Annotated in this window: 4 protein-coding genes; 2 read left to right on the forward strand and 2 right to left on the reverse strand. The window is 68.4% G+C overall.

All coding sequences use genetic code 11. The annotated features are described in order from the left end of the window. Positions 1-56 precede the first annotated feature (56 nt). The gene (locus OHA19_RS45280; protein WP_331734880.1) at positions 57-3,500 is read right to left on the reverse strand and encodes a hypothetical protein; all 3,444 of its coding nucleotides are present in this window, start codon (positions 3,498-3,500) and stop codon (positions 57-59) included. A gap of 242 nt (positions 3,501-3,742) precedes the next feature. Between OHA19_RS45280 and OHA19_RS45285 the strand changes: the two genes are divergently transcribed. Then, a complete protein-coding gene (locus tag OHA19_RS45285; RefSeq protein WP_331734663.1) occupies positions 3,743-4,432 on the forward strand; it encodes a class I SAM-dependent methyltransferase in 690 nt (229 codons plus the stop codon). A 10-nt stretch (positions 4,433-4,442) separates the two neighbouring features. On the opposite strand, the gene OHA19_RS45290 is transcribed toward OHA19_RS45285, so the two are convergent. Continuing rightward, positions 4,443-5,162 carry a GntR family transcriptional regulator gene (locus OHA19_RS45290; RefSeq protein WP_331734665.1) on the reverse strand — a complete coding sequence of 240 codons (720 nt, stop codon included), beginning with the start codon at positions 5,160-5,162 and terminating at the stop codon, positions 4,443-4,445. Positions 5,163-5,650: 488 nt separating this feature from the next. Between OHA19_RS45290 and OHA19_RS45295 the strand changes: the two genes are divergently transcribed. Further along, positions 5,651-6,088 carry a hypothetical protein gene (locus OHA19_RS45295; protein ID WP_331734666.1) on the forward strand — a complete coding sequence of 146 codons (438 nt, stop codon included), beginning with the start codon at positions 5,651-5,653 and terminating at the stop codon, positions 6,086-6,088. Positions 6,089-6,380 lie beyond the last annotated feature (292 nt).

Below are 6,380 nucleotides of genomic sequence, written 5' to 3' on the forward strand. Positions count from 1 at the left end.
CAGGTTGCCAAGGGTGGATTCGCTTAACCGCTGTTCCCGCAGGTCAGCGGCGTGGGTCAGCGCGACGCAGACGCCGACACCTCTTTCCCCGAAGGGGAAGAGCACCCTTCTTTTCCCCCCGGCCTGGGCGCCGGCCCACTGTGCGGCGGTGCCCGCTCCCGGGTCGCCTCCGCCGGGCTCTCCGCCGGGGCCTCCGCCGGGGCCTCCGCCGGGGCCTCCGCCGGGGCCTCCGCCGGGGCCTCCGCCGGGGCCTCCGCCGGGGCCTCCGCCGGGGCCTCCGCCGGGGCCTCCGCCGGGGCCTCCGCCGGGGCCTCCGCCGGGGCCTCCGCCGGCACCAGGATTCCAACATCAGCGAACTCCGGCGTGGACAGGAGGACACCGATTCCGGACCACGCGGGCGCGCCGTCCGTCTTCCCGCGCGACACAACGGCCCCGTTGGACAGATGGTCGACACCGGTCAAGGTCACCGGGGCGCCCCACAATTCCGGATACAGCGGACCGTCGGCCAAAGACGCTCCCCGTACGGGCCGGCACCGAACCGGAGTCCGGACGATGTCGCCCGGACCGACGGCGTCCCACGTGGTGAAGCGCCATCCCGGGGGCGCCTCGGTGCGCCGCCGCATCTTGCGCGCCACGTCGGCTTCAGCAGCCGCGCGCATGTCGATCAGCGCCACGAGGCGGGTTGCTGCTGCCCCGCGGCTGGTGTGACTGGTCGCGTACTTCTCGGAAAGGCCAATGGCATGCCACGTGCGGCGAATTCGGTAGACGTGCCCGACCAACGCGCCATCGACCGCCACCGGGCAGCGTCCCCGGTCGTCATACCGCCCGAACCGGTACCGAGGCACGTCGACGCGCATCGGTGCTGCGGGCGCGTCGGAGACAGGCTCTGCCGCCTCCGGGCGGGGAACGGCGACACCCGGAACCGCACCGCCATCGCTCTCCCACTCCTCGGCGCTGCCCGGGTCGGACACGCCTGCAGGCGCCGGCGCACTGGCTCCCTTGGGCATACCAGCCGTCAGGATCTCCACGGCTTCCGCGGCCTGGCCGATCGTGGTCAGCACCCGCGACAGCTCCGCAGAGCTGCCCAGCCATCGGCCGCCCACACACGCATCCGACCGGCAAGCGTCGTACATGCCATCCGTCCACACCGCGACGATCTCACCGGCCACCGGTCCGCCGGCCCGTGCGAGCACTCCGGCCGCACGCACGATGACGGTGCTGGACCCCTGCCGCTCCATTGCGACAGCCCACCCGTTGGCCGCAGCCGTCTCGGCGACGTAGACAGCCGCGCGCGGGAGCCACACACCGGGCGCTGCCTCAACCTCAGCGCATACCCCATCGGCGTCCAGCACGGCGAGTGCTGCGCCGTCCAGCGGCTTACCCTCCGTCGGGATGCGGGGAGCCTTCCACGGCTGTACCAGCGGACGCGACGCGCGGGTAACGGCTTGCTTGAACTCCGTTCCGGGGCCCCGCCCGTGCTTGGCCTTGGTGGGGATGTCAGTGGACTTCAAAAGCCGTCCAGCATCCTTCGCAGCAACCGCACCGGCCAGCGCAACAGCGAACCGTGCGCCTGTCTCTGTCACGGTGTCCGCCTCGGTGGGCAGTGCAAGCGCGATGGCCGTACGGCCGTCCGTCGACACCCACCGCGACCGGTCGTCCCCCTCCCCGGAGAACAGCCGTGCAGTGCGCGTACGCATCGCTTCCATGTCCGCCGCCGTGCGCTCCGCTGCCTGCACCCAGTGCTGTGCCTCACAGCGCGCCTGATCGGCGTCCATGGCGGCGGACGCTGCAACCGACGCAGCGCGCTCCGACCAGGCCCGTGCGTCCGCGACATCGACACCCAGCACGTCGCCCTCGCGCACGTCCAGGACGAGCGCGCGCATGTTGAACGTCCATGCGTGCCGCTCCCGCGCGATCAGGTCGAGCCGCGCCGCTTCCGCCTCCGCCCGTGCGACGCACTCGGCAACCGGCACAACTCGCAGCCCCGTGGCTACCGGTGCAGCGGCGAGGGGGACGCCGGTCTTAGCCTCGGCACGCTCCTCCGCCTCCGCCGCCGCCTCCGCCTCGGCACGCTCCGCGTGCTCCGCCCACGCGAACAGTTCGGCAACCTGACGCGCGTCCCGCTCACACCCGACCGCCAGCACCCGCGCACGGTTGGCACAGTCGCGGGAGCGCTGCGGGTTGGTTACCGGGGAACCGTCGTACCACTCCCACCGAGCCGCACAGTCGACGTCGTGCGCCACACGCGACCGGCGGTCGATACGCCGAAGCAACGCACGCGCCTCCGCCGCCTCCGCCTCGGGCAACAGGTCGACCGGCCGCGCCGCCCACGCACCAAGCGTGTACATCATCAAATCGCGCGTGATTTCGTACGCCTCCGCCGCCCGTCCGGAGTGCTCCGCCGCCGCCTCCGCCGCCTCGGCACACTCCGCCGCACGCTGCGCCGATTCACGCTCGGCCGGCCGCTCGGCCGCGCGCTGCGTCTCGATTGCAGTCTCAGCAGCACGTACCGAGGCCCGTCGTTCCTCCGCCTCGGCCGGCCCCTCCGCGTCGGTGAGCGCCTCCTCGGCCTCGTCCCAGGCACCGGCCAACATGAGCTGTCCCGCGACCACCTGCGCGGCATCGTCGGAGTCCAGCAGATAGCCGATGCGCACCGCCTCGGCGTCAAGCACACGCGCCACGGTCGATCCTGCACGGTCGAGCGTCGCAAGCATGGCCGCGCGGCACCCGCACGCCGTACCGCGGACGAAGCACTCACAGATGAGGCAGACAAGCTCGGCCGTCCCGCGCGCTGCCTCGGCCCAGTTCTGCGCCTCCTCGGCCGCCTCCTCAGCCTCTCCCAGAAGCTCACGCACGGTGTCCTCAGCCTCAACGGCGATACGCCGGAATCCCTCGTCCAGGCCAAGCTCCTCGACCGCGCGCACCGCAGCCTGAATCGCGCGACGCTGCGCCTGAACCCGACGCAGTGCAGACTTTGCCCGCTTGACGCACTCGGGCGCGCGTTCGGCCGCTTCCTCGGCCGCCTCGGCCCATTCCTCCGCCTCGCTGGTCGTCCACGCGGCCTCGGCCGCTTCCCCTGCCGCGCACGCCTCGGCGTGGCATCCCTCCGCCTCCTTCACGGCTTTGCGAGCCTCGGCAATTGCGTCCGTGATCTTGCGAGATGCGTCATTCAGTACAGCGGGTGCAGACGTCTCGACATCGACCGCCGGGGCAACGTCCACCGCACCGGGCGCGGCATCCGTGGCGGACCGGTACCAAGCCACGGTGTCCCGGTAACCGTGCCCGCCCGTCGCCCATTTGCCCATGCACCACGTGTACCGGCCCGTACGGGAGTCGGAGGGCGCCGATACGACCAGCGTCCAAGCGTCGCGTTCCTCGGTCCGTTCGACCACGGCGCCCCAGCCTCGGTCCGTTGCTGCAGCGGCGAGCTTCCCAAGATTGAGCGGGGCGTTGATCGACAGTGCTTCAGACACGGGAATCGGGAGGGTGGTCACGGCCATTTCAGGGTCCTTCCGGGGCGCGATACCGCGGGGCTTACTCCCGTGCGGGTGGTGCAGTCCCACCGTAATCGACTTTCAGTGTCACTTCAAGTGCAACTTGAAGTGACACTGAAAGTGGTCGGGATGGGGCATCGGGAGACGAACCATGGCTACAGGTGATCTTGGTGACGCCACAGCACCCTCCGCCCATCAGTAGAGGGATCCCACCGCAGTGATCACGGTCAGTAGGGAACACTGGAGAGATGAAGACTTCCGCTGCTCGTGACACATGGGTGAGCTACGGCCGGAACAGCGTCGGCAGCGGGCCAACGCGGACGTTCTTCTGGGACTGGTACCAGCGTGCTGGGCACGGCCTGGAGCTCCTCGGCGACGTGACCAACCGTGCAGTGGTGGAGCTGGGATCCGGGGCCGGCAAGCAGGCTGCAGCCCTGGCTCGGACCCAAGCACCCGCACGGGTCGCCGCAGTCGACAGCTCATCCGCTCAGCACGGTCGGGCCCGGGAACTCCACGCCGACCTCACGAAGCTGGAAATGGTCCACGCGGACGCCGCGGCCTACCTGCAGCAACACCCCGGGGCCTTCAACGTCTGCTACTCGGTATTCGGGGCCATCGACTTCACAGACCCCCACACTCTCCTGCCGGCCATCAGCACCGCCCTTGCCCCCGACGGCCTGCTGGTCTTTTCCACGCTCGGGCACTTCCACACCGGCCACCCCGCAGAAACCGACGCCCGACCCACCAACATCCCGGTACGCCAGCCGGACGGCACCAAAGGCACCCTGACCCGCTGGGTCCTCAACATCCCGGTGTGGACCAAACTCCTCGAAGAGGCCGGCTTCGAGACCCCGGAAACCCTCACCGTGAACGATCCAGGAACCGACGGCCGACCCCCGATCGCAACGAACATCTTCCGCGCACGACGCAGCAACTGAACCGACCCAATCAGCTGCGCAGCGCCCGCGTGAGCTCGAAAGCCTCGGCTGACCACCGCCAGTCCACAAGCTCCAGGACATCACCGGCGGCACCGACCAGAACATGCAGCACGCGCTGCAGACACACCCCCCGCGGCAGCGCCAGAACCTCTCGCTCGACCACACTCGCAGAGCGCGCCGTAATCGTCTCGCTGCGCCGCAGCGCCCCGTGCCCAGCAGCCTTTACAGCTGCCTGAATGCTGTCCAGCGACTCGGGATCGTCCAGACCCGCAGCGCGGGCAATCGGGGCCGGCACGTAGCGGGTCACCAAGCGCAGCGCAGTACCCTCCGGCGTTCCCAGTACACGGTCATGAACGAAGACTTCATCACCCACCGAGAGCCCCATCCGGGCCGCTACGTCGCCCGGAGCAGGCACGTACGCCACCGTTGCGGGGCGCAGCGGCACCAAACCCTCCTCAAAGGCCCTGCGCCCGATGGGGAGCGGCTCAGGGGAAGGCGCCGGGCGCACCACGGTGCCACGCCGACGCACGGCCTGGACCAGGCCTTCGTCTTCCAGTTCAGTGATGGCTTGAGAAGCGGTCTGCTTGGCCATTCCGTACTGGGCAGCCAAATCTCTCAGGTGGGGCAGAACATCGCCCGGGGCGTACTCGCCCCGGGCGATGGCTGCACGCAGATGGTTGGCCAACTGTCGATAGGCAGGAACTCGCTGCGCAGTCTCCGGGGAACTCATGCAGACACTATATTCCTAGGCCTATAACCACCGCGCCTTGAGCAGCGGAACACTCCCGCGCGGGCTCGGCGAGGCGCAGCAGGCTCCGAAACCGTCATTTCGAGAGAAATAGCAAAGCCCAGAAATGAATCACATGCACAAAAGAGAACAGCTGAAACCCGCACACTGAATTACAAAGAAGCAGAATGCGAGGAGATCAAACAAAGGGGCGCAGCGAAGTATTGACCTGACTTTCTCATCCTTTGCGCGCGCTCTGCTCCGCAGAGACGTCGCGCCGCCGCTACGCGGCGGTTCAGCGCTACCGCGCTGAATGAATCAAAGCCGCTACGCGGCTTCCGAGTTGGCCGCGCTCCGCGCTTCGCGGGGGTGCGGGAATTTCCCGGACTTTCTATAGTCCTAGGTTTATCCGACTGCCCTCCGGGCAGAATAATCCTAGGACAAAGAGAGCGAGCGAAAGGCCCGCCGGTCCTGAGCGAAGGAGTCGACAGATGACCATCACGACACAGACCCCGCACCGTGACCCGCGCAGTTTCGTAGCACCGGAGGTGTGGGAGCGGGAGGTTGCGCTTCTGGTGCGTGACCTCCCCTACGACAAGGTGATGGCTGACCGCGTCTTCGGTCAGGCGGTCGCCTACCTCATCACCGCGATGGAAAAGCGCGGCGAAGGTCTGGGAATGGGATGCGGTCCGCTGGTGGACAACGGCGTGCACGTCTTCATCCTGGACACCCGCAACTATCAGGAATTCTGCGCGAAGAACCTGGGCGAATTCCTGCACCACGTGCCCGAGGTCGAGTTCAAGGTCGATGGCTCGGTGGAGCGCACCGCAGAAATCATCGCGGCCAATGGCTTTGAGGTGGATTGGGCGCTGTGGGAAGCGGACGCGGCTAAGTGCACGCCCTGCCGCCCCGGTGAAGACGGACACTGAAATGGGGGTGCGTCTCAAGTCCAGAACCTATCTGGACTCATAGAATGACGCACCAGTATCTGACAGACCGCCAGTAAGGGGAGCGGAACCCCCTCCCCTTACTGGCGGTCAGGCCCGCGCGGAGCGCGGGCTGTTTGGGACCGGATCGCTCCGCGATCCGGTCCCATGTCAGGATCGCGGAGCGATCCTGACATGGCGTCACGGAGTGACGCCAACAACCCGACGGAGTCGGGTTGTTCCTCCGGCGCTCCGCGCCGGAACCGCCGCGTAGCGGCGGCGCGTCGTGTCTGCG

The organism is Streptomyces sp. NBC_00012 (genome assembly GCF_045040875.1).
Taxonomy (GTDB): domain Bacteria; phylum Actinomycetota; class Actinomycetes; order Streptomycetales; family Streptomycetaceae; genus Streptomyces.